Source organism: Halorubrum sp. B52 (genome assembly GCF_059752555.1).
Window position 1 is genome coordinate 108809 of record NZ_MWTG01000012.1, and the last position, 21505, is coordinate 130313.

At 64.3% G+C, this 21505-nt stretch carries 23 protein-coding genes; 16 read left to right on the top strand and 7 right to left on the bottom strand.

The features are described from left to right. Positions 1 to 27: 27 nt before the first annotated feature. Both B4V04_RS16295 and B4V04_RS16300 read right to left on the bottom strand, forming a co-directional pair. Positions 28 to 819 (bottom strand): SDR family oxidoreductase, encoded by a 792-nt coding sequence (locus B4V04_RS16295; protein ID WP_498232758.1) that lies wholly within the window; start codon positions 817 to 819, stop codon positions 28 to 30. Positions 820 to 875: 56 nt separating this feature from the next. Beyond that, positions 876 to 2129: a 2-methylaconitate cis-trans isomerase PrpF family protein gene (locus B4V04_RS16300; RefSeq protein ID WP_498232759.1), complete on the bottom strand. Its 1254-nt coding sequence runs from the start codon at positions 2127 to 2129 to the stop codon at positions 876 to 878. Between the two features lie 141 nt (positions 2130 to 2270). Here B4V04_RS16300 and B4V04_RS16305 point away from each other — a divergent pair, with 141 nt between their 5' ends. Beyond that, positions 2271 to 3455 carry an MFS transporter gene (locus tag B4V04_RS16305; protein WP_498232760.1) on the top strand — a complete coding sequence of 395 codons (1185 nt, stop codon included), beginning with the start codon at positions 2271 to 2273 and terminating at the stop codon, positions 3453 to 3455. Between the two features lie 176 nt (positions 3456 to 3631). Continuing rightward, entirely contained in the window at positions 3632 to 4618 is a 987-nt protein-coding gene (locus B4V04_RS16310) for an aminopeptidase (RefSeq protein WP_498232761.1), read from the top strand. 66 nt (positions 4619 to 4684) lie between these two features. Here B4V04_RS16310 and B4V04_RS16315 read toward each other — a convergent pair whose 3' ends face one another. Further along, positions 4685 to 6049 (bottom strand): SLC13 family permease, encoded by a 1365-nt coding sequence (locus B4V04_RS16315; RefSeq protein WP_498232762.1) that lies wholly within the window; start codon positions 6047 to 6049, stop codon positions 4685 to 4687. Between the two features lie 286 nt (positions 6050 to 6335). Here B4V04_RS16315 and B4V04_RS16320 point away from each other — a divergent pair, with 286 nt between their 5' ends. The 5 genes from B4V04_RS16320 (at position 6336) to icd (ending at position 12865) form a co-directional block, all read left to right on the top strand. After that, positions 6336 to 7439: a Bug family tripartite tricarboxylate transporter substrate binding protein gene (locus B4V04_RS16320; protein WP_498232763.1), complete on the top strand. Its 1104-nt coding sequence runs from the start codon at positions 6336 to 6338 to the stop codon at positions 7437 to 7439. A 155-nt stretch (positions 7440 to 7594) separates the two neighbouring features. Beyond that, positions 7595 to 8170, top strand: coding sequence for a tripartite tricarboxylate transporter TctB family protein (locus B4V04_RS16325; RefSeq protein WP_498232764.1), 576 nt, complete (start codon positions 7595 to 7597; stop codon positions 8168 to 8170). Next, positions 8171 to 9670 (top strand): tripartite tricarboxylate transporter permease, encoded by a 1500-nt coding sequence (locus B4V04_RS16330; protein WP_498232765.1) that lies wholly within the window; start codon positions 8171 to 8173, stop codon positions 9668 to 9670. A 427-nt stretch (positions 9671 to 10097) separates the two neighbouring features. Next, positions 10098 to 11537: an FAD-dependent tricarballylate dehydrogenase TcuA gene (tcuA, locus tag B4V04_RS16335; RefSeq protein ID WP_498232766.1), complete on the top strand. Its 1440-nt coding sequence runs from the start codon at positions 10098 to 10100 to the stop codon at positions 11535 to 11537. 65 nt (positions 11538 to 11602) lie between these two features. Continuing rightward, positions 11603 to 12865 (top strand): isocitrate dehydrogenase (NADP(+)), encoded by a 1263-nt coding sequence (gene icd / locus B4V04_RS16340; protein ID WP_498232767.1) that lies wholly within the window; start codon positions 11603 to 11605, stop codon positions 12863 to 12865. A gap of 77 nt (positions 12866 to 12942) precedes the next feature. Here the strand turns inward: icd and B4V04_RS16345 are convergent, their stop codons facing one another. The 3 genes from B4V04_RS16345 to B4V04_RS16355 all read right to left on the bottom strand — a co-directional run bounded on the left by B4V04_RS16345 (position 12943) and on the right by B4V04_RS16355 (position 14260). Then, complete coding sequence (locus B4V04_RS16345; RefSeq protein WP_498232768.1) at positions 12943 to 13380, bottom strand: DUF5809 family protein; 438 nt, start codon at positions 13378 to 13380, stop codon at positions 12943 to 12945. Positions 13381 to 13416: 36 nt separating this feature from the next. Next, complete coding sequence (locus tag B4V04_RS16350; protein WP_498232769.1) at positions 13417 to 13881, bottom strand: DUF5810 domain-containing protein; 465 nt, start codon at positions 13879 to 13881, stop codon at positions 13417 to 13419. 142 nt (positions 13882 to 14023) lie between these two features. Continuing rightward, positions 14024 to 14260, bottom strand: coding sequence for a DUF4242 domain-containing protein (locus B4V04_RS16355; protein ID WP_498232770.1), 237 nt, complete (start codon positions 14258 to 14260; stop codon positions 14024 to 14026). A 362-nt stretch (positions 14261 to 14622) separates the two neighbouring features. Between B4V04_RS16355 and B4V04_RS16360 the strand changes: the two genes are divergently transcribed. The 9 genes from B4V04_RS16360 to B4V04_RS16400 all read left to right on the top strand — a co-directional run bounded on the left by B4V04_RS16360 (position 14623) and on the right by B4V04_RS16400 (position 20481). Then, entirely contained in the window at positions 14623 to 15867 is a 1245-nt protein-coding gene (locus tag B4V04_RS16360; RefSeq protein ID WP_498232771.1) for a translation initiation factor IF-2 subunit gamma, read from the top strand. 1 nt (position 15868) lies between these two features. Next, positions 15869 to 16339, top strand: a complete 471-nt coding sequence (locus tag B4V04_RS16365; protein ID WP_498232772.1) for a type II toxin-antitoxin system VapC family toxin — start codon at positions 15869 to 15871, stop codon at positions 16337 to 16339. Positions 16340 to 16358: 19 nt separating this feature from the next. Next, positions 16359 to 16934 (top strand): DNA-directed RNA polymerase, encoded by a 576-nt coding sequence (locus B4V04_RS16370; RefSeq protein ID WP_498232773.1) that lies wholly within the window; start codon positions 16359 to 16361, stop codon positions 16932 to 16934. After that, positions 16934 to 17131, top strand: a complete 198-nt coding sequence (gene spt4, locus B4V04_RS16375; protein ID WP_008001262.1) for a transcription elongation factor subunit Spt4 — start codon at positions 16934 to 16936, stop codon at positions 17129 to 17131. The genes B4V04_RS16370 and spt4 overlap by 1 nt, the downstream gene beginning before the upstream one ends. A 29-nt stretch (positions 17132 to 17160) precedes the next feature. Beyond that, entirely contained in the window at positions 17161 to 17739 is a 579-nt protein-coding gene (locus B4V04_RS16380; protein ID WP_498232829.1) for a GTP-dependent dephospho-CoA kinase family protein, read from the top strand. 95 nt (positions 17740 to 17834) lie between these two features. Continuing rightward, positions 17835 to 18143: a 30S ribosomal protein S24e gene (locus B4V04_RS16385; RefSeq protein ID WP_498232774.1), complete on the top strand. Its 309-nt coding sequence runs from the start codon at positions 17835 to 17837 to the stop codon at positions 18141 to 18143. 11 nt (positions 18144 to 18154) lie between these two features. After that, positions 18155 to 19858: a bifunctional N(6)-L-threonylcarbamoyladenine synthase/serine/threonine protein kinase gene (locus tag B4V04_RS16390; protein ID WP_498232775.1), complete on the top strand. Its 1704-nt coding sequence runs from the start codon at positions 18155 to 18157 to the stop codon at positions 19856 to 19858. A gap of 91 nt (positions 19859 to 19949) precedes the next feature. Next, positions 19950 to 20246 carry a DUF5808 domain-containing protein gene (locus tag B4V04_RS16395; RefSeq protein ID WP_498232776.1) on the top strand — a complete coding sequence of 99 codons (297 nt, stop codon included), beginning with the start codon at positions 19950 to 19952 and terminating at the stop codon, positions 20244 to 20246. A 100-nt stretch (positions 20247 to 20346) separates the two neighbouring features. Next, positions 20347 to 20481, top strand: a complete 135-nt coding sequence (locus B4V04_RS16400; RefSeq protein ID WP_004047153.1) for a hypothetical protein — start codon at positions 20347 to 20349, stop codon at positions 20479 to 20481. Here the strand turns inward: B4V04_RS16400 and B4V04_RS16405 are convergent. Beyond that, complete coding sequence (locus B4V04_RS16405; RefSeq protein WP_498232777.1) at positions 20465 to 21457, bottom strand: sensor histidine kinase; 993 nt, start codon at positions 21455 to 21457, stop codon at positions 20465 to 20467. The genes B4V04_RS16400 and B4V04_RS16405 overlap by 17 nt on opposite strands. Between the last annotated feature and the right edge of the window lie 48 nt (positions 21458 to 21505).

Consider the following 21505-nt stretch of genomic DNA (forward strand, 5'->3'; position numbering starts at 1 on the left):
GAGAAACGATGAGCCGGTCATCCACAGCTACAACGTCGATCGACTGACACCGCCGTCGACGGAGATCGCCGTCCCGTTAAGATAGCTCGCGCGGTCGGAACAGAGAAACGCAACGAGGTCGCCGAGTTCCTCCGGACTCCCGAGCCGCCCGAGCGGACTGTCGCTCGCGCGGTCGGCGATCACCTCTTCGTAGGTGTCGTACTCGCCCCGCTCGATCGCCGCCTCTCCGAGCGAGCGGATCCGCTCCGTCTCGATGCTTCGCGGGAGCACCATGTTCGATCTGACGTCGGGTGCGAGCTCGCGAGAGAGCGTCTTTTCGAGCCCGGCGACCGCCATCCGCACCGAGGCAGACAGCACGAGTGTACTTGACGGCTCCTTGACGCTCATGGACGTGATGTTGACGATGCTCCCACCGCCGTCGGCGCACAAGTGTGACTCCCCGGCGCGGACCGCGCGCACGACGCTCATCACCAGCATGTCGAAGGCGTCGTACCAGTCCTCGTCGGTGGTTTCGAGGGTTGACTTACTGGCTGGCCCACCGGCGCTGGTGACGAGGTGGTCCAACCGACCGAACTCGTCGACGCACCGCTCCACGACGGCCTCGATATCATCCCGAACGGCGATGTTGCCCCGTTGACCCACCACCGACCCGGTCGCGTCCGCCCGGATATCCTCGACTGCCTCGGCGAGTCGATCCTCGTCCCGACCGTTAACCACGACGTCGACGCCCTCCGCGGCAAGAGCCCGTGCGGACGCCTTTCCGAGACCGCTGCTCGACGCCGTTACAACTGCCGCGTTACCCGCAATTTTCAGGTCCATATCACCCTCTCGGACGAGACCGAAATAAGTGACCCGCCCACTCCGGGGCGCTCGGATTAGTGCGTCGCGTCCGGCGCGAGCTGTGACAGGTCGCCAATGTACCGGTACTGGGCCTCACCGGTGAACAGCGGGCGGGCGGTCCGTCCGACCGTGACAGCCTCAATTTGCGGGTCTGATCCCTCGTCGTCAACGTCGCGGCCGGGGGCGGTTTGCATCGGATTCTCGGCAACTTCAACGCCGATCTCGATTTTTCCCTTGGGGTGACCGATAACGACCGAGTCGTCCGTCTCCCGACGGACAACCTCATTCGGGACCGTTCCCGGCAGAGACGCGGTCGCAGCGAGACACATTGCACCGGTGACGGCGTAGGCGTGGTGAGGCGTCCCGGAGGTGACGATTCGGGCTGTGATGTCGATCTCGTCCGCCGAGACGTGCGTGTCCACGGAAGAGTCGTACGACTGCGGTTCAGAGACGACAGCAATCTGCGGAACCGCAGGTGATTCGCTCCGCGAACGGGATGCGTCGTCCACCAGTCCGAGCCGTTCGCAGACGACACCGCGGATCCGTTCGAACTCGTCGAGCAACCCCGGCGTTTCCGACAGTTCCGCTGGGAGTTCGGTCCCGTCGAGACCCAAGTCGGCCGCCCGCAGGAAGACGCAGGGATTCCCCACGTCAGCGACGGAACAGGTCACGCCGATGTCACCGCCATCTCGACCGGCACCCTCGCGGGTGACCCGTTCGACCGGGGTCCCCGTCGGAAACAGCGCGCCCGTGACACCGCCAGCCGGATCGCGGAAGCGGGATGGGATCCGGGGGCCAGTGCCGGGCACGCCGTCGATCGCGTAGTCGCCGTAGACGTCAAGGCCGTGAGCTGTCACGGGGACGGTCTGGTCGATCACGGTGTCGGTGTTGGTGTTCACGAGGGTTAGGTCGGCGACCGGCGGTTCGGCGTCGACGATCCCTTGGTGGACGGCAAAGGCACCGACGGCGCCAGTGAGGTTGCCGCAGTTTCCCCCCCAATCGACGACCGGATCCTCGACGGCGACCTGCCCGAACGTGTAGGCCACGTCGACGTCCTCGCGGTCCGCCGGCGCGACGATCATCAGTTTGCTCGTGTGGGACTTCGCGCCGCCGATACCGTCGACCTGCAGCGGGTCAGGAGACCCGAACAGCTCCAAAATGAGCTCGTCACGGAGCGCTCCGGGCTCAGGGAGAACCCCCTCTCGGACGAAGAATCCCTTGCTAGTGCCGCCGCGAAACAGTACGCCGGGAATAGACCCCTGGCCGGTGGGCTTCGACACGTTCGACATATCCACTACGAGACCCAAGTGACGAATATAGGTTTCGCTGCGTGCGACGGTGACGGCACAGATATTCCCACCGAGGCGCAGTCTTTCGCCCTGTTTGCCGGGATCTCCACTACCAAGTGCGGGTGCCTCATCGTGGTCGACGTGTCAACGAACGACCGCTCCGTCTGGGCAGGCGCCGACGGGCGGGTGCTCGTCGCCCTCTCGGCCGGATGGCTCGCGGTTCGACTCGGTCGGGAGGCGATCCCGCCGCTGATCCCGACGCTCATCGAGGACCTACAGATATCGCCCTCGACAGCGGGCTTCGGCCTCACCGTCATGTGGCTCGTCTACGCGCTCAGTCAGTATCCCGGCGGTCGGATTTCGGATGCGCTCTCGCGGAAGACGGTGCTCACGGTGAGCCTCGCCACCCTTGTAGTCGGCTTCCTCGCGCTTAGCGTGGTCTCGACGTACGCCGGACTCCTGGTCGGGTTCGTCCTCGTGGGGCTCGGCGCCGGACTGTACTTTGTTCCGTCACGAGCCCTTCTGACAGACGTCTTCGGCGAGCGCCGCGGTCACGTCTTCGGAATTCAATCGGCATCCGGTTCTATCGGTGCGGGTGCCGCCGCCGGCGTCACGCTCGCCGCCGTTTCGGTCGGTGTCTGGCAGCTTTCGTTTCTCCCGGTTCTCGGGCTTCTCGCAGTCGTGTTGTTCGCACTGGTACGATGGGGCGACGGCGAGTGGGTGATCGGTCGCGTCTCGCTCGATCTCGGCGGGACGGGTCGACGGGTACTGGCCGTCTCGCGTGCGCGCTCGCTGCTGCTCGCGTACGTTTGCGTCTCCTTCGCGTGGCAGGGGTTTCTCGGTTTCCTCCCGACGTACCTGCGTGTCGAGAAGTCGTTCAGCCCTGTGCTCGCAGGCGGGGCCTTCGCCTCGGTCTTCGTCATCGCGATCATCGTCGGACCGCTCGCCGGGCGGATAGGAGACGCCATCTCGCGGGTGTTTGTCGGGGTGATCGCGACCGCCGTCGCCATCGGCGGTCTCATTGTCTTGATCGCGGCCGGAAACGCGGTCATCGCCGTTCTCGGCGTCGCCGTCGTCGCGACCGGACTCCGCGCGTACCCACCGGTCATGCAGGCGTACCTCATCGGTCTGTTTCCGAACGATAGCATGGGCGGTGACCTCGGGGCAATGAAGACGATCTGGACCGGAATCGGGAGCTTTGCGCCCACGTACGTCGGTGTCGTTGCCACCCGGTGGAGCTACGAACTCGCCTTTGCTGGATTCGTCGGCTGTCTGGGAGTCGCCTGCCTCGTCCTCGCGGTGATTCATCTCTCAGCGGAGTCGTAGACGTTACGCGGGTTCGAGGCAGACAACGCCCTGCTCTTGATCTGTACTGGGCCGGACAGGACCTCTCTCAACACTACTGAGTAGTCCTCCGTCGCTTCGGACCCATCAGACCAGAACTCGGAGTCGTTTGAGTCCACGCATAGATTTAAGCGCAGTCCCGCGGATATGTGAGACGTATGCCCGAGCAAATGCTCGACTTGGAGATGATCGACGCGTCCACATCGGTCGTAGAGGAGTGTCTCAACGTCAAACCCGGTGAGGAGGTCCTCGTTATTACGGACGCTCGGAAGGTCGGTGTCGGCCGAAACATCGCGACGGCGGCCAACGCCGCCGGGGCGACGACGACGATGTCGGTAATGCCACTTTTGGAGAGTCACGGGAACGAGCCGCCGGACGTCGTCGCCGACGCCATGGTCGCTGCGGACGTTGCGTTCACGTGCACCACGCACGCGATCACACACACGCGATCGCGGCTACGCGCCGCCGAGGCGGGAACCCGCTTCGGGATCCTGCGCGGAGTCACGGAGGAGATGATGGTCGAAGGGGCGATGACCGTTGACTTTGAGGAACTTCGCCGTATCACTGAGGGGCTTCGGGACGTTCACGACGCCGCCTCCGAGGTCCGCGTCACGAGCAAGCAGGGAACGGACATCAGCTTCAGCGTCGACGGATGCGGCGCGTTCTCGCTCGACGGATACTATCACGAGGCGGAGGGCTTCGCCACGTTACCCCCGGGAGAGTCCCCGACCCACCCGAAGGAGGACACGGCGAACGGAACGATCGTCATCGACGTGTCGATGGACAACCTCGGTCAGCTCGATGAGCCGATCACGCTGGAGATCGAAGACGGCTTCGTGAGCGACGTCGACGGCGGTAGTCAGGCGGACGAGCTTCGCGAACTGATCGATCAGAGCGACGAGAACGCGGGGAACCTCGCCGAGTTTGCGATGGGAACGAACCCGAAGGCGAAGCTTATCGGCAACCTCGCGGAGGACAAAAAGCGGAGCGGGACGGTCCACTTCGCAATCGGCGACAACGAGTCGCTCGGTGGGACCAGGAAGAGCGACATTCATCTGGACGGCGTCGTTCGCACGCCAACGGTCGAGCTAGACGGAGAAACCGTCGTGGAAAACGGCCGCCTGCTCACCGAGAAGTTTCTGTAGGCTCGAGAGGGACTCCGAGTACAGTCGCCGGCGATCCCCTCGCCGACTGCGCCTCGTGCGTCTTTTTCAGGTGACCAGTGGCCAGTAGAGGGTCCAACAGAGTACGATCGCGAGGATAGCGTACCCCGTCGTGATCAGCCCCGTCACCATCACGTCGAGCGAGGACATCGGCCCCTTATCGTAGGTCAGAAGCACCGTCGTCGTGTTGAACGGGAACACGGTCGAGCAGCCGACTACCATCAGCAGCGACAGCGAGAGGAACAGCGCGTTGATGTTAAACGTGTCAGCAAAACGTAACATCACCGGGAATAATACGAGGAGCGACGCCGAGGCCGTCGAGAAGAACAGTCGAACGACGAACGCTAACGCCAACAGGAGCGCGACGGTCTGCCAATGGGGAAGAGCACCGAACGGAAGGGCTTGCTCCGCGTTTCCGATTACCCACGAGAGGACGCCGGACGACTCCAGTACGCCGAGCAAGGAGAACATCGTCCCGAAGACGAAAATGATCCCCCAACTGATCGTCGTCATATCGTCGCCGGTAACGATTCTGAGTCCCGGTAACGCGAGGAAGAGGAGCGCTGCAGTGGGAGGGAGAATCGTCGGAATCCCGACGAACGATCCAATGATCCAGAGGAGGATAACCGCGATCATCACGCTGATGACGATTCGTTGATCCCGGTCAAATCCGGCCACAGGTGAGAGCTCCTCCCGCGGTGCGGACGCCGATGCGGCGCCGACAGGGTGTATGAAGAGAATCGTCCCAACTGCAAGGCCAAAGATGAGCACGGTCGGCGGCAGCATCAACACCGCCCAGTCCAGCCAAGAGATGTCAGTTACGGACGAGCGGATGAACTCCGACGAGAGAATCGCCATTCCCCCGCCAGTCATGAGTCCCATCGACGCGACCGGGTTGACGTGTCCGAGGATCAGATGAGCGTTGAGGAGGAAGTTCTCGTCGTCCGAGACGTCCCAGAGTTCGTCGAGCTCTTCGAAGATGGGTAGAAATGCAACGGTCCGTGCTAGCGCCGACGGCATCATGAACGAAAGCGCGAGTAGTCCAGCGGCGGCCAGCCGGATCGTCTCCGCTGGTGAGTCGGCCACGAGCAGCCGCCGCGCGATCATCTCGTCCAGCCCGACCTTGGAGATCGTATTCCCGAGAAGCAGTAGAATAATCAGAAAGAAAATGAGCCGCGACGAGAAGCCGCTGGCAGCCACGGCGAACGAATCGACAAGACCCAACACGTACAGAAGCGCGACGGTCGTGAGACTCGAGATCACGAAGGGAACGGGTTTCGTCAGCCACATTATTAGTGCGAAAAAGAACAGTCCGAGCACGCGTTGACCGGTCGCGGACAGTCCCTCAACCGGCAATCCCACCACGCTTCCGTATAAGCAAACCACACTCAGCGCCACGCCGATCGTCGGCACAATATCAGCATCTCTCAGACCTCGCATGTATTGAATGAAATTTACAGATGCGATAGGGTCTGATAAAGGTGATGGAGCAGGTCATTCACCGAGCGGTTACTGTCCGAGTAGGATTCATCCCGATTGCAGGGATTCCGTTATTACCTGACTCGGGAGCGATCGCGCACCTACAGTATCGATATTACCCAAATCGGTTCGTTTCGATCATCCTGACGGATGGGTTATGGAAACAATTAAATATGATTCCATACACTAATCTTCTGGGTCGACTATGACAAATGACCGCATGTCTCGCAGGACACTCCTGCGATATACGGGTGGAGCATCGACTGTCTCAATAGCTGGCATCGCCGGATGTTCGGGCAACGGCGGTGACGGCGGCGACGGCAGCGACGGCAGCGACGGTAGTGACGGTAGCGACGGTAGTGACGGCAGCGACGGTAGTGACGGTAGCGACGGTAGCGACGGCGGTGATAGTTACCCGGATCAGCGGCTCGAGTACATCGTTCCCTTCAGCGAGGGCGGCGGTACTGACACGTACGCCCGAACGATCATGCCGGAGGTGTCGGAGATACTCGGCGTTCCGATCCAGATTAACAACGTTCCGGGTTCGGCGTCGCTTCGCGGCGCGGGGCAGATGGTCCGTGCCGATCCGGACGGCTACACTTTCGGCGGATTCAACCCGCCGTCGACACCGGTCTCTTACATGTTGAACCCGGCGGATGACTGGGAACTGACGGATCTCCGCGGAGTGGCCGGATACGCCCGGACGCCGTACGTCGTATACGCGAATCCCGACCAAGGATTCAGTGATCTCTCAGCTGCCATCGAGGCGTACGGCAGCGGTGACATTACCAACTTCGGTGGCCAACAGCGTGGTGGCATCGTCAATGTCATCGCGGAGATCATGAAGAACAACGACGAATACGGCGTGGGCTGGCAGAATTACATCGGTTACGACGGTGGTGGACCGCTGGTCCAAGCCGTCGCGTCGGGCGAGGTACCGGTAGGCATCACCACCGACGCGTCCGGTCTCAGCGCGGCTTCGGACGACCGCGTCGATGTGATTGCGGTCCTGTCTAGCCAAGGGAGCAACGTCTTCCCCGACGTGCAGTCGGTGACGGACCAGGGATTCCCCAACATCGATTACGTCGGTCAGCTCACCCGCTGTATGTGGATGCCGGGCGAGACGCCAGATTCGCGGGTTCAGACGGTGTCGAACGCCGTCGAGGAGGCGCTCCAGACGGAGCCGGTCCAGTCGTGGTCCGAGGAGACCGGCAACATCATTGAGTATAATCCACCCGAATTCGCCGATCAGGTGCTTCAGGACGCCTTCGAGCAGATCCCCGAGAACGTGGACCTCGAGGCGATGCGGGAAGAAACAAGCTAATCACCCTCCGCTTGTTTCATTGATTAGCTTTTTGAGATCGTGCGATAAACCGACTGCGATTAGTCAGCAGATATCGATGAAACAGTCCGAGCGGCTACGGCTCTCGAGGCCGGACGAAAACTACATAAAACCCCGAAAGAATGTCACAACCTAACATGGTACAACAGCAACTCGACGATTTGGACAGTGAACAGGTCCTTCTTGGATTTCTGATAGTCGTTTCCGGCTTCATGGTCATTCAGACCTTCCAGTGGGGCCAAACGACGGCGATCTTCCCACGGTTCACAGGAGTGGCCACGCTGATCGGGTCAGTTCTGCTTTTGATCCGGGATTACCTGCCGGAGCCGCTCCACGCCGTCGTGGCCGGTTCGACTTCAATTGTCGGCGGGAGTCGAGAGACGGACGAGATACAGGAGAAAAAAAGCGAGGAACAATCCGTAGCCGAGACGACAGCGAATATCCCCGACCGGCCACTCTCTCCTGCCGTATTCACTGCGGTCCTCATTACGCTGTATATCGGTTTGAGCTACCTGTTCTCGATGTTCCTGATGACGCCGCTGTTCGTGATCGCATACACCGCGTGGTTCGATCAGCCGTGGTACATGATCGCGTTCTTGACTGGGATCGGAACACTCCTCGCCTACGCGTTCTCTACCGTGCTGATCGTTCCGGTTGATCGCGGAATATACGTCGGCGATCTGCTTCAGATCGGAGTAGGGGGGGTGGTGTAGATGGCGACCGTTAGCGCCCTCTATGAGGCAGTTGGCATCGCATTTGGGTGGCCCACCGTCGGCCTGATGTTACTCGGACTGCTCCTCGGTATCTTCTTCGGGTCACTTCCAGGCATCGGTTCCTCTCTCGGGATGGCCATTATCCTCCCACTGACGCTTCCCCTCGACGGTATCAGTGCGATCATTCTCCTCGTGAGCATCTATAGCGGCGCGATGTACGGAGGTAGTATCGCCGCAATCCTCCTCAACGTTCCCGGAACCGCAGCGGCAGCAGCAACGACATTCGACGGCTACCCGATGTCCAAACAGGGAAAAGCAAAAAACGCTCTTGCGATGTCAGCCGTTGCTTCGTCGATCGGTGGGCTGTTCACCATCATTGCGCTGTTTATTATCTCTCCCGTGCTCGTTGAGATTGTCCTGCTTTTCGGATCGCCCGAGTACTTCCTCATCGCGCTGTTGGGCCTTTCAATGATTACCATCGTTTCGCAGGGATCGATGGTAAAAGGGCTCGTTGCGGGGATGTTTGGACTTCTATTGACCACCATTGGGATCGCACCTGTCCAACCCACACTCCGGTACACGTTCGGTTGGTTCGCGATCCGAGACGGGTTGTCATACGTCGCGGCGTTGATCGGGCTGTTCGCCGTGACGGAGATGCTGATACTCGCTCGTGATCAGACGGAAATTGCGGACGCCGACATCTCCATCAGCGGGAGTCTTCGAGAAGGAATCAGAGAGACTATTCGACACCCGGTCACGGTAGTGAAGTCGGCATTCATCGGGATGGGTATTGGCGCAATACCGGGCTCAGGGGCCTCGGTGTCTAACTTCCTCGCATACGGTGAAGCAATGCGAACCTCGGAAAACGCTGAGGAATTCGGTAACGGGAACCCTGAAGGCGTTATCTCCTCAGAAGCATCGAATAACGGAACCGTCGGCGGCTCACTCATTCCGACGCTCTCGTTCGGGATCCCCGGGAGCGGTTCGACCGCAGTCCTACTCGGAGGGCTCATCATGCACGGACTCATTCCCGGTCCGGACCTGTTCACCAGCCAACTGCCTCAGACGTACAGTTTGTTCATCGCGCTGTTTGTGGGGAACATTGTCATCCTCGTGTTGGGCCTCACCGTTATCACGAAGCTCAGCTACGTGACGCAGATAGACACCAATTACATCATCCCGATTATCCTCGTACTCGCGACACTCGGCGCCCTAGCGCTCCGGAACAACTGGGTCGACGTCTTCACGATCCTCGCACTGGGATTCATCGGCTACTACATGCGCAAGCACAACTTCTCAATGGTCGCGTTCGTCTTGGGAATCGTCCTCGGACCGATTGCCGAGCAGAACCTCATCCGGTCGCTGCATCTCTCCGGCGGTTCACTCAATATCTTCATCAGCAAGCCGCTCTCGTTGATGTTAGTTATCGCAATCCTCGTCGTTCTACTCGGTCCGTTCGTTGGGCCGAAACTCCAGCAACTGGTCGCCAGACACACCTGACTGGAGACACATCCGTTCCACGTACTCTTTTATTCCCGATTGGCACGTTAGCGTTCGACGAGCAGATCGCCTTCGCTATTTGCGTGCTCACCGAGACACGCAAACGACTGAATTACTCGTCATCGCTTTCTCGACGTTCTCAAAATCGACCTGTTGGCGGGTGGTTCACCACGAATCGAGTCCGAAAATTTGCAACGTACCACGCCATAAGATAGAGAATGAGAGCTTGCAGAACAGTAATCGAGACGTTGATACAGTATACGCTCGACCCGATGCGGGGGTCCGTGTGAGGGAATCGTTGCCGGAGCGTGTCTGAGTGTAGACGGCACAATTGGAAAAATTTCCGTGAATTAGCGATGAATCCCGAACATATTCAGCCGAATCACTAACCGCGCTTGGCTTCCACATACTCGGGAGTACCACAAATATGTCGTCCCACGAGTACGATGCGGTTGTCGTCGGCTGTGGAATCGCGGGACTCTCGGCCGGGATCCGTCTGGCAGAGCGTAATATTCCGGTCTTGATCCTCGAGAAGTCACCAAAGGAGCGTCGTGGAGGTCACACACGTTTCACGGAGTCGTTCCGTCTTCCGACGGCCGATATCGACTTGGACGTTGGGTTCAATGTCGAGGATTACACCGCCGCTGATTTCTATTCAGATTTGATGAAGACAGCGAACTACATGGCCGACGAGGATCTGGCTCAAACCGTGACAGAGGAGGCGGCAGAAACGTTCGAGTGGCTCACGGAAATAGGAGTTGACTGGGAGTATCAAGCTCCCCACCCAGGCTACACTGCTGGTCGTGTTTGGCTCGATGGAGAGCGGATGATCGACCAGCTTGTCGACCAGTTCGAAGAACTCGGCGGTGAGGTGAGATACGACGCGGAAGTGCAGGACATCCTCCGGGGCGACGACGGAACCGCCGCTGGTGTCGAGGGGTTTGTCGATGGCCGGCGTACCCGATTCGAGGCCAACGCTGTTGTGCTCGCCGCGGGCGATTACGGTTCCAGCAAGGAGAAGCGGACTCGGTACTTCGGTCCTGGGTACGGGAACATGAAGGTCCGAGGGAGCCGATACAACACAGGTGAAGTTATCGATTCGGCGATGGATATCGGTGCGAAGTCCGAGGGCGAGTGGGGTGACGCCCACATGGCGATCATCGACGTCGGATCCCCTGACATAGAGGGCGGGATCACCCGTATCGACGGGTATCAATACGGGCTCATTCTGAATCACGCCGGCGAGCGGTTCGTCAATGAAGGGGAGGACTCACGAGCGCACACCTACGCCAAGTTCGGACAGCGGATTTTCGAGCAGCCCTACCACGAGGCGTTTATCATCGTCGACTCCAAGGTCGTTGACGACGTAGCCCACATGGGTCCGTCACGGGCCATCACCGCTGACTCCGTCGAGGCGCTCGTCCGACGGCTTGATATCGAAGACCCTGAGCAGGCGGTCGAGACAGTTGAGACGTTCAACCAAGCATGCAACGACGAAGCTGTCGACAGGTACGACCCGGACGTCTTGGACGGCAACACAGCGGAGGATATCGATCCACCGAAGTCGAACTGGGCGCTTCCACTCGACGACCCGCCGTACACGGGATACCCGGTCACCGGAGGGATGACATTCACGTTCGGGGGCGTGGCGATCACACCGGACGCGGAGGTGCTCGATACCAGCGACAGCGTTATTCCGGGACTGTTCGCCGCCGGAAATGTGACTGGGGGCCTGTTTTATAACAACTATCCCGGCGGGTCCGGACTGACGAACGCTGCCGTATTCGGGCGAGTGGCCGCTGAGACGGCGTCCGACTACATCGAAAACGACGACACGGAAGTCCCAGCCGCGAACAGCCAAAAGTAAGTGGATCTGGAGCGGTACGGAAACACGCATCTTTTTGTTGGAACGAGCGGACTGGCCACATGATAATGAGCTACGATAAGGTCGACGTCCCCGACGACGGCGAGGCGATCACGCTCGCCGACGAGGACACCGGCGAGCTGAGCGTCCCGTCCAACCCCATCATCCCGATCATCCACGGCGACGGGATCGGCACCGACGTCGGGCCGGCCGCACAGCAGGTCCTCGACGCGGCCGCGGAGGCCACCGGACGCTCCATCGCCTGGATGCGCGTCTACGCCGGCGCCAGCGCCCGTGAGATGTACGACGAAAACCTCCCCGACGACACCGTCTCGGCCATCCGCACCCACCGCGTCGCGATCAAAGGCCCGCTGACCACCCCCGTCGGCGCCGGCTTCCGCTCGCTCAACGTCGCGCTCCGCAAGACCCTCGATCTGTACGCCAACGTCCGCCCCACCTACTACATCGACGGCGTCCCCTCGCCCGTCAAGAGCCCCGAGAAGATGGACATGGTCACCTTCCGGGAGAACACCGAGGACGTCTACGCCGGCATCGAGTGGGAGGCCGGCACCGACGAGTCCGAACAGGTACGCGAGTTCGTCGAAGACGACATGGGCGTCACCGACATCATCCACGACGGCCCCGTCGGCATCGGCGTCAAGCCCGTCTCCGAATTCGGCTCGAAACGCCTCATCCGCGAGGCGGTCGACTACGCGCTCGCGAACGACCGCGACTCCGTCACCCTCGTCCACAAAGGGAACATCATGAAGTTCACCGAGGGCGCCTTCCGCGACTGGGGCTACGAGGTCGCCGAAGAGGAGTACGGCGACGACGTCATCACCGAGGACCACCTCTGGGAAGAACACGACGGCGAACAGCCCGACGGCACCCTCGTCGTCAAGGACCGCATCGCCGACAACATGCTCCAGCAGCTGCTGACCCGCACGGACGACTACTCCGTCATCGCGACGATGAACCTCAACGGCGACTACATGTCCGACGCCGCCGGCGCCCAAATCGGCGGCCTCGGCATCGCCCCCGGCATCAACCGCGGCCACGGCCGCTGTCTCGCCGAACCCGTCCATGGCTCCGCACCCAAATACGCCGGCGAAGACAAGGTGAACCCCACCGCGATGATCCTCTCCGGCCGCGAGATGCTCGACTACCTCGGCTGGTCCGACGCCGCCGACCTCGTCCGCGACGCCGTCGAAGAGACCATCTCCTCCGGGAAAGTCACCTACGACCTCCACCGCCAGATCGAAGGCGGCGAGAAGCTCACCACCAGCGAGTTCGCCGACGCCGTCGTCGAGAACATCGAAGAACTCGCGTAAACGCGCACTCCACCGTCTCGTTTTTTTTTTATTCTACCTGAACACCGAGCCGCGGCGCCGATCCGACGCGCGAATCGCTATCGCCCCGACTCGTAGAACTCCTCGCGGTAGACGCGCCCGAACGCGTTCCGGCGGAGGGTGCTGGCGGCCGCGTCGGGCTCCTCTTGGAACGTCGCCGCGATCACGGTGTCCGCGAAGGGGATCGGGTGCCAGACGAGGTTGTCGACGTTGTCGGAGCCGATCCGGACGACGTCGTCCGCGTCGAACTCGCTGTCGGCGAGCCACGCGTCGAACTCGGCCTCGTCGCCGACGTGGACCGCGAGCAGCTCGGCGAACGTGGCGTCTCGTGCGGTCCGGATCACCTCGGGCGTGACGCGCTCGTCGTACTCGTCGGCGTCGAAATCCATCGCCTTCGTCGCCTCGCGGACGACGACCTGCGCGACGGGACCGATCTCCTCGTAGCGTTCGAGCGCGTCGGCGCGGGTCTCGGGCGCGAACGTCCCTCTGGTGTGCATACCTCGCGTTCGGTATCGACTGAAAAGGGCGTTCCGTTACGCAGACGGGTCGGGGTCGTCACCATCGGCTTCGGTGGCGTCATCGCCTTCGGCGTCGCCGCCGTCGTCCTCCTCGAACATCTTCCGCGTCAGTTCGCGGGCCTCGCGGAGCGCGGCTTCGGTCTCCGGGTCCGTCGCGCCCGACTCGTCGACGGCGCCCCTCGCGCCGGGAGCTTCGGGAGCGCCGTGACCGTGCCCCGCGTGGTCGTGGTCCCCGAGGTCGACGTCCGGCCGCCCGCGGTCGACGGTGTCCTCGAACACCTCGTGGTACTCGGCCGTCTCGGCGTGGGGCGTCACCTCGGCCGCGAGCCCGTCCGGATCGCGGTCGTTCCAGTCGGGGACGCGGTCGTCGAGCCACGCCTCGTGGTCGTCGCCGTGGAGCATCGCCGTGAACGCGAGGTGGTGCGCGAGGTGCTCGCCGTCGCGCTGGGGGGTCTCGCAGACGGGGCACGCGTATCCCATGTCGAGCGTGCGTACGCAGGTGAGGCGTAAAGTCGCGTCGAACGCGTCCGGCGACGAGGCCGTCCGGTCGTATATGGTCGGTTTCGCGCTGTCGAAACCCCGTTCTTCAGACGGAAAATCAGACGGAATCTCAGCAGTCGGGTCACTCCCCCTGCTGGACCTCGAAGATCTCCTCTGCGGTGAGACCGTGGGCTTCGCGGTGCACCGTCTCACCCGCTTCCTTGCTGGGGCCTTCGAACAGGCAGAAGACGGCGTCTTGGTCCTCGTCGACCCAGTAGTTCAGATATTTCACTCCGTGCTTCTCTTGGGTTTCGAGATCCTTCTGATGGGCCTCTGCAACGTCCTTGGCACTCCCGCCGACGTTTCTGTGAACGTCCATGAATAGGGGCATAGTCGTCTTCTACTACGACCCCTCAAGAGATAAAGATAACTATTAATAATTATAATACTCAGATCCGGAACCTCCTGTATAGCCGAACGTCTGTCTATCGCTGAGAATTTCGACCGACCCGTCAACGTCATCGACGGCGCGGTGACGACTTCCAAACACCACCGCAACCGCTCCGCGCGGGCATTTATAACCAGTCGTCGCAGCCGCGCTCGACGGTTTCCCTATCGTTCCGTCGCTCTCCCCGGCCGGTCGTCCGCCGTCGTCGACGCCGCTGGCGCCACTATAACAGCAACTTTATCACTCGCACGGGGCGAATTTCCGGTAAGACTACTCCGTTAGGAGGTCCAACAGTGACTGAAGCCAACACACAACCGGAGGTGAACATCGGTCTCGTCGGTCACGTCGACCACGGGAAGACGACGCTCGTGCAGGCGTTGTCCGGCTCGTGGACCGACCAGCACAGCGAGGAAATGAAACGCGGTATCTCGATCCGGCTGGGGTACGCGGACGCGACGTTCCGGCGCTGTCCCGGCGTCGACGCGCCCGAGTGTTACACCGTCGACGAGGAGTGCGAGGACGGCTCCGAGAGCGAGCCGATCCGGACGGTCTCGTTCGTCGACGCGCCCGGCCACGAGACGCTGATGGCGACGATGCTCTCGGGCGCCTCGATCATGGACGGCGCCGTGCTGGTCGTGAGCGCGACCGAGGACGTCCCGCAGGCGCAGACGGAAGAGCACCTGATGGCGCTCGACCTCATCGGGATCGAGAACGTCGTCATCGCGCAGAACAAGGTCGACCTCGTCGACCGCGACCGCGCGGTCGACAACTACCGGCAGATCCAGGAGTTCGTCGAGGGCACCGTCGCGGAGGACGCGCCGATCGTCCCCGTCTCGGCCCAGCAGGAGGTCAACATGGACCTGCTCATCGACGCGATCGAGACGGAGATCCCGACCCCCGACCGCGACCCCGGCGAGAACGCCCGGATGTACGCGGCGCGTTCGTTCGACATCAACCGCCCGGGCGCGACCGCGGCGGATCTGAAGGGGGGCGTCGTCGGCGGCTCGCTCGTCAGCGGCGAGCTCTCGGTCGGCGACGGCTTGGAGATCCGCCCCGGCCGCGAGGTCGAAGAGGAGGGCCAGACGGAGTGGCGGCCGCTCGAGACCACGGTCCGGTCGCTCCAAGCCGGGAGCAACGACGTGCAGTCGGCCCGGCCGGGCGGGCTGCTCGGCGTCGGCACCGGGCTCGACCCGAGCCTGACGAAGGGCGACGCGCTCGCCGGGCAGGTCGCCGGCGAGCCCGGCACCCTCCCGCCGACCCGCAACGAGTTCGAGATGCAGGTCGACCTCCTCGACCGCGTCGTCGGGAAGGAGGACGACGAGAGCGGCGAGAGCGACATCGAGGAGATCAGCACCGGCGAGCCCCTGATGCTCACGGTCGGCACCGCGACGACGGTCGGCGCGGTGACGAGCGCGCGCGACGGCGAGTGCGAGGTGAGCCTCAAGCGGCCCGTCTGCGCCGAGGAGGGCGCACAGATCGCGATCAACCGGCGCGTCGGCGCGCGCTGGCGGCTCATCGGCGTCGGGACCCTCTCGTAACGTGACCGACGACGCCCGCGCGGACGGATCGGAATCGGCCTCCGCGGGCGACGCCCGTACCGAGGGCCTCGCGGGAGACGGCTCCGACGGCGCCCCGGTCGTCGCGCTCGACGCGAGCGCGCTGATGGCGCCGATCGAGGCGAACCTGCGGCTGTTCGAGGAGCTCGACCGGCTCCTCGGCGCGTACGAGGCGGTCGTCCCGACGGCGGTCGCGTCGGAGCTCGACCGGCTGCAGGGCGGGAACGGCGAGGAAGCGACCGCGGCGAGCGTGGGCGCGGACCTCGCGGCGCGGGCGGAGACGGTGGAAACGGACGAATCGTACGCCGACGACGCGCTGGTCGAGCTGGTCACCGAGGGCCGGGTCGACGGCGTCGTCACCAACGATCGACCGCTGGCGAACCGGGTGCTGGAGGCGGGCGCACCAGTAATCGGTTTAAGGGGTCGGAACGCACTGGCGATAACGGAACCCTAGCGGACGCGGACAACCAATCATGTACAAACGAGTTCGACTCAAGGATACGGTCGAGGTGCCGCCGAAACACCTGGCGGACGTCACCGACGAGCGGGTGAAAGCCCTGCTGCAGGACAAACTGGAAGGACGAATGGACGAGGACGTCGGCAGCGTGGTGAGCGTCATCGGTGTCCACGACATCGGCGAGGGAGCGGTGTTACACAACCGCCCCGGCGTCTACTACGAGGCCGAGTTCGACGCGCTGACGTACGACCCCGACATGCAGGAGGTCGCCGACGGGACAGTCGTCGAGACCGTCGAGTTCGGCGCCTTCGTCGGTATCGGGCCGGTGGACGGCCTGCTCCACGTCTCGCAGATCACCGACGAGTACCTCACGTTCGACGGGGCGAACCAGCAGCTCGCCTCCTCGGACTCCGACAAGACCCTCGGCGTGGACGACGCCGTCCGGGTCCGCGTCGTGACGAAGAGCATCGACGAGCGCAACCCCCGCGACTCGAAGATCGGGCTCACGGCGAAACAGCCGGGGCTCGGGAAACACGAGTGGCTGGAGGGGAAGCGGCTTCACCGCGAGCAGACCGGTGAGGAGGCCGACTGATGGCCGAGGACCGCCTCGCCTGCCGTGAGTGCCACCACGTCAACGACCCCGACTCGCAGACCTGCGAGCACTGCGGGTCGTCGTCGCTGACGGAGGACTGGGCGGGCTACGTCATCATCACGAAACCCGAGGAGAGCCAGATCGCCGAGGAGATGAACGTCACGAAGGCCGGCTCGTACGCGCTGAAGGTCCGGTAGCGACGCCGACACGGGCGATGAAGACAACAATGCTCACCCTTCCAGACTCCATGCGCGACGCGTTCAAGGAGCCGCTCGGCCCGGTGACGACTGACGCCGACGAGCTGCTCGCGGCCGCGGCGGAGACCCGCGGCGAGCGAGTCGCGGCCGACGCCCCCGTAATCGCCGTCGGCGACGTGGTCACGTACCACCTGCGGGAGGCGGGCCGCGTCCCCGACGTCGCGCTGATCGACGGCAAGACCGAGCGCGAGGCGGTCGACGCGGAGATCGAGTCGGCGCTCGCGGCCGCCGAGGACCGTCGCGTGCGCGTCGAGAACCCCGCCGCGTCGCTGTCGGCGGAGCTGCTCGCGGCGCTCGGCGAGGCGCTCTCCGCGGCCGAACCGGTCATCATCGAGGTGACGGGCGAGGAGGACCTGGCCGCCCTGCCGGCGATCCTCGCGGCGCCCGACGGCGCGAGCGTCGTCTACGGCCAGCCCGGCGAGGGGATGGTCCGGGTCGCGGTCACGCCGGAGTCCCGCGCGGAGGCGAGGGCGCTGTTCGAGGCGCTCGACGGCGACGTCGAGGCGGCCTACGAGGCGCTCGGGCGCCTCCCCGACGACGATCGGTGAGATCCGGGCGGAGACGGCCGAACGGTCGGCGCCGGCGGCACCCCCGCTTCGAAATCCTTTTACAGCTTTCGAGGGGATATACCCGTAACTGAACCATGGACGTCGATATCATCTCCGAGGAGGAGAACCCGATGTTGCACCGCACGGACATCCGATTCGAGACGACTCACGAGGAGGCGACGCCCTCCCGCCTGTCGGTCCGCGACTCGCTCGCGGCCAAGCTGGACAAGGCCTCCGAGGAGGTCGTCGTCCACGAGCTGGACACGAAGTTCGGCATGCGCAAGACGGTCGGCTACGCGAAGGTGTACGACACCGCCGAGGACGCGCTCGACGTCGAGCAGGAGCACATGCTCGAACGCAACAAGATCGGCGACGAGGCCGACGCGGACGCCGAAGAGGCCTGACGCCGCGCCGGATGCGCGTTCTCGGCATCGAGGGGACCGCGTGGTGCGCGAGCGCCGCGCTGTACGACGCCGAGACGGACTCCGTTCTCATCGAATCGAACCCGTACGAGCCGGACAGCGGCGGCATTCACCCGCGCGAGGCCGCCGAGCACATGTCCGAGGCGATCCCCGAGGTCGTCGACGCGGTCCTGACCGCCGCCGAGGACGAGCACGGCCCGGACGCGATCGACGCGGTCGCCTTCTCGAAGGGACCGGGGCTCGGCCCCTGTCTCCGCACCGTCGGCACGGCCGCGCGGGCGCTCGCGGGGACGCTCGACGTCCCCCTCGTCGGCGTCAACCACATGGTGGCGCACCTGGAGATCGGTCGCCACCGGTCCGGCTTCGAGAACCCGGTGTGTCTGAACGCCTCCGGGGCGAACGCGCATCTGCTCGGCTACCACGACGGCCGCTACCGCGTGCTCGGCGAGACGATGGACGCCGGCGTCGGCAACGCGATCGACAAGTTCACGCGCCACGTCGGCTGGGACCACCCCGGCGGGCCGAAGGTCGAGGCCGCGGCCGCGGAGGCGGCCGCCGAGCGCGACCCGGACGCGGAACTGGTGGACCTCCCGTACGTCGTCAAGGGGATGGACTTCTCCTTCTCCGGTATCAGCTCCGCCGCCAACGACGCGTCCGACGACGGGGTCCCCGTCGAGGAGATCTGCTTCTCGCTGCAGGAGCACGTGTTCGCGATGCTGACGGAGGTGTCGGAGCGGGCGCTCTCGCTGACCGGCGCCGACGAGCTCGTCCTCGGCGGCGGCGTCGCGCAGAACGACCGGCTCCGCGAGATGCTGGCGACGATGTGTGCGGCCCGCGGCGCCGACTTCCACGCGCCCGAGCCGCGGTTCCTCCGCGACAACGCGGGGATGATCGCCGTGCTGGGCGCGAAGATGGCCGCGGCCGGCGACACCGTGTCGATCGCCGACTCCGCGATCGACCCGAACTTCCGGCCGGACCAGGTACCCGTGACGTGGCGCGACGGCGACGAGTCGGTCGCCCGCGGGCGGGGAGACCGGGAGCGGGAGGACGGAGGGTGGGAGAGCGACGGCGACGCCGGTCGACGCGGCGCGGAGGCGACCGTGGAGATCGCGACGGCCGGAGCGGGCGAAGACGCCGACGACGCGGGCACCGCCCGCCGCGTGATCAAGCGCCGGGTGCCCAAGCGGTACCGACACACCGAGTTGGACCGCGCGCTCAGGCGGGACCGGACCGTCGCCGAGGCGCGGCTGACGAGCGAGGCGCGGCGGGCCGGCGTCCCGACCCCCCTGGTGTACGACGTCGACGTGCCGGCGGCGACGCTGACGCTCCAGCACGTCGGCGACCGCGACCTCGCCGCCGACCTCGACGAGCGGTGGACGACCGCCGTCGGCCGTCACCTCGCGCGGCTCCACGAGGCAGGGATCGTGCACGGCGACCCGACGACGCGGAACGTCCGGGTCGAACGCCGAGGGGAGGGCGACGCGCGGGCGACGCTCATCGACTTCGGGCTCGCCTACCACACCGGCCACGTCGAGGACCACGCGATGGACCTCCACGTGTTCGAGGGGTCCGTCCGCGCGACGGCGACCGCGCCGGACCCGCTGATCGAAGCGTTCGAGGCGGGCTACGCGGCGGTCGGCGACGGCGACGTCCTCGACCGGCTGCGGGCGGTCGAGGGGCGCGGGCGGTACCGGTAGTCGGCTCGGTCGGCCCCGGGCGGCGGCGAGGACCCGCCGTCGAGGTCCCGGTCCCGCCACGATTTATATCCCCGGCGAGCGATGTGCCGGTATGGCAGACAAACCGTCCTCGGGAGAGATACTCGGGATCCCGTACAACTTCGAGCGGCCGAGCCTCGGCCGGCTGCTGTCGTCGTACTGGCAGCCCGGCGAGGGGATGTTGGTGGAGAAGCCGTTCGGTATCGGCTACACGCTGAACCTCGCGAACTGGCGGTCGTGGGTCGTTCTCGCGGTCGCCGGCGGGCTCTACTACCAACAGACGCAGTCCGGCACGGCCGGCGGCGACGGCGATGGCGACGCCGCCGAGGCCGACGACGGCCCCGTCGAAGTGATCGTGGACGACGACTGACCGCGCCGCCGTCGCGTCCGGGGCGAACGGGGGGCGCTCGGTTCTCAGAATCGATTCCGAGACGCCGTATTTTAAATACCGGAACGACGTATTCGGAACAATGAAAGTTCAGTTCGAGTGCTCGTGCTCGGAGGAGATCTCCGAGTTCACCCGTGGACAGACGAGCCGCGGCGTCCACGTCGAATGCGGGAACTGCGGGGCGGTGTACGCCGTGACGATCACCGAGCTCGACTGATCGGACCGTCTCGGCGCGGCTCGCCGTCGTCCTTCCGGTCCTCGGCGTCGACCTGTCCCTCCGCCCGCTCCGTCTTCGCCTCGGCCCCGGCCGCCGCGGACTCGAAGCGGAGCCGGACCGTCGTCCCGTCGTCGGTCGTCTCGAACCCGACGGTCCCCCCCTGCGTCTCGCACATCCACTTGACGAGCCAGAGGCCGATGCTGCTCGCGTGCGAGAGCGGCGTCTCCTGTTCCGCGCGCAGCACCGCCCGCTCGTCGTCGGGGATCCCCGGGCCGTTGTCCCTGACTTCCAGACTGGTGGTCGTCCCGTTCTCCTCGATCCGCGCGTCGACCCGCCGCGTCGAGCCGTCGTTGTGCGTGACCGCGTTCTCGAACACCTCGCGGATCGGGTACTCGACCGACCGGTCGGCGCGGATCCACGCCTCCGCGGGCGTCTCCATCGTGACCGTCACGTCCGACCCGTCCACCTCCGCGGCCGCCTCCCGCGCCGTCTCGACCAGGTCGATCCGCTCTCCGGGGCGGTCGGGCGACGCCTCCTCGATGACGCGCAGCTTCTCGCTTATCGCGACCACGTCGTCCGTCGTCTCTCGGATCGTCTCCAGGCACTCGCGGCTCCGCTCGTCGTCGACCCGGTCTGCGAGCAGGTCCGCGTACCCGCGGATGACGTTGAGGTCGTTGCGAACGTTGTGCCTGAACACCCGACTCAACACCTGAAGCTGCTGATTCGACGTCTCCAGCTCCCGACGGGCCGCCTCGGCACGGCGGCGGTGGTAGGTCAACGCGCCGTGGAAGAACAGCGAGGAGACGCCGACGACCGTCCAGCCGCTCACGAGGCGAGCGGGGGTCCACGCGGTCGCGTCGCCGGCGGCGGCGATCGCCACGTCGACCACGAGGACGAGCAGCGCCCCCGCACAGAGGAAGCTCACCGCCAGCGCCCGCGGCGAGCGGTCGTAGATCCGGTCCGAGAAAAATTCCATATTAGAGTATATAAACCTCAGACGGTCTCAGTCGTAAGTAACCACAGA

What these genes read in the sequence shown, in the direction of transcription:
- B4V04_RS16400 (WP_004047153.1), top strand. Translation starts at nt 20,347, where the DNA reads ATGAAAGTTCAGTTCGAGTGCTCGTGCTCGGAGGAGATCTCCGAGTTC.
- B4V04_RS16395 (WP_498232776.1), top strand. Translation starts at nt 19,950, where the DNA reads ATGGCAGACAAACCGTCCTCGGGAGAGATACTCGGGATCCCGTACAAC.
- B4V04_RS16345 (WP_498232768.1), bottom strand. Translation starts at nt 13,380, where the DNA reads ATGCACACCAGAGGGACGTTCGCGCCCGAGACCCGCGCCGACGCGCTC.
- spt4 (WP_008001262.1), top strand. Translation starts at nt 16,934, where the DNA reads ATGGCCGAGGACCGCCTCGCCTGCCGTGAGTGCCACCACGTCAACGAC.
- B4V04_RS16380 (WP_498232829.1), top strand. Translation starts at nt 17,161, where the DNA reads ATGCTCACCCTTCCAGACTCCATGCGCGACGCGTTCAAGGAGCCGCTC.
- B4V04_RS16295 (WP_498232758.1), bottom strand. Translation starts at nt 819, where the DNA reads ATGGACCTGAAAATTGCGGGTAACGCGGCAGTTGTAACGGCGTCGAGC.
- B4V04_RS16350 (WP_498232769.1), bottom strand. Translation starts at nt 13,881, where the DNA reads ATGGGATACGCGTGCCCCGTCTGCGAGACCCCCCAGCGCGACGGCGAG.
- icd (WP_498232767.1), top strand. Translation starts at nt 11,603, where the DNA reads ATGAGCTACGATAAGGTCGACGTCCCCGACGACGGCGAGGCGATCACG.
- B4V04_RS16320 (WP_498232763.1), top strand. Translation starts at nt 6,336, where the DNA reads ATGTCTCGCAGGACACTCCTGCGATATACGGGTGGAGCATCGACTGTC.
- B4V04_RS16385 (WP_498232774.1), top strand. Translation starts at nt 17,835, where the DNA reads ATGGACGTCGATATCATCTCCGAGGAGGAGAACCCGATGTTGCACCGC.
- B4V04_RS16405 (WP_498232777.1), bottom strand. Translation starts at nt 21,457, where the DNA reads ATGGAATTTTTCTCGGACCGGATCTACGACCGCTCGCCGCGGGCGCTG.
- B4V04_RS16355 (WP_498232770.1), bottom strand. Translation starts at nt 14,260, where the DNA reads ATGGACGTTCACAGAAACGTCGGCGGGAGTGCCAAGGACGTTGCAGAG.
- B4V04_RS16310 (WP_498232761.1), top strand. Translation starts at nt 3,632, where the DNA reads ATGCCCGAGCAAATGCTCGACTTGGAGATGATCGACGCGTCCACATCG.
- B4V04_RS16325 (WP_498232764.1), top strand. Translation starts at nt 7,595, where the DNA reads ATGGTACAACAGCAACTCGACGATTTGGACAGTGAACAGGTCCTTCTT.
- B4V04_RS16390 (WP_498232775.1), top strand. Translation starts at nt 18,155, where the DNA reads ATGCGCGTTCTCGGCATCGAGGGGACCGCGTGGTGCGCGAGCGCCGCG.
- tcuA (WP_498232766.1), top strand. Translation starts at nt 10,098, where the DNA reads ATGTCGTCCCACGAGTACGATGCGGTTGTCGTCGGCTGTGGAATCGCG.
- B4V04_RS16300 (WP_498232759.1), bottom strand. Translation starts at nt 2,129, where the DNA reads ATGTCGAACGTGTCGAAGCCCACCGGCCAGGGGTCTATTCCCGGCGTA.
- B4V04_RS16330 (WP_498232765.1), top strand. Translation starts at nt 8,171, where the DNA reads ATGGCGACCGTTAGCGCCCTCTATGAGGCAGTTGGCATCGCATTTGGG.
- B4V04_RS16370 (WP_498232773.1), top strand. Translation starts at nt 16,359, where the DNA reads ATGTACAAACGAGTTCGACTCAAGGATACGGTCGAGGTGCCGCCGAAA.